Source organism: Chitinophaga sp. RAB17, assembly GCF_052114225.1.
Lineage (GTDB): Bacteria > Bacteroidota > Bacteroidia > Chitinophagales > Chitinophagaceae > Chitinophaga.
In genome coordinates this window covers 1-467 of the sequence record NZ_JBFREI010000055.1, presented here as the reverse complement: position 1 = coordinate 467, position 467 = coordinate 1, and the positions used below count along the sequence as shown (strand labels likewise).

The following is a 467-nucleotide window of genomic DNA, read 5'->3' as shown; positions in this document are numbered from 1 at the left end:
CGTAGCTTATCGCAGCTTACCACGTCCTTCGTCGCCTCTTAGATCCTAGGCATCCACCATGCGCTCTTATTCGCTTTAAAAAATTTACGTATTCAAATACTACTATTCTGAATACAACTTGCATTTCCCAATATGTCAAAGAACTTTAACCACTGACTCTTCTTACGAAGTTTCATTTGCGTGATTATTGCCGATGTGTGAGATCCGATCTCTGTAACGCTTTCGTTACACATCTTGTCTTTTGTTTTYTGCTCTTTTCGCTTCGGCGTGTAGCCATCTGCGTTAGTAGCAAATAAATTAAAAGAAGGAAACAACAGCTAAGGACAATGAGCTCTAAAAAGGAGGTATTCCAGCCGCACCTTCCGATACGGCTACCTTGTTACGACTTAGCCCCAATTACCGATTTTACCCTAGGCGGTTCCTTGCGGTTGCCGACTTCAGGTCCCCCCGGCTTTCATGGCTTGACG

Annotated in this window: 2 rRNA genes; both read right to left on the bottom strand. The window is 44.2% G+C overall.

Annotated elements, in window-relative coordinates:
• Positions 1-80 (bottom strand): 23S ribosomal RNA (locus tag AB4Z08_RS35825); the annotation flags it as partial.
• Between the two features lie 257 nt (positions 81-337).
• Positions 338-467, bottom strand: a 16S ribosomal RNA gene (locus AB4Z08_RS35820); the annotation flags it as partial.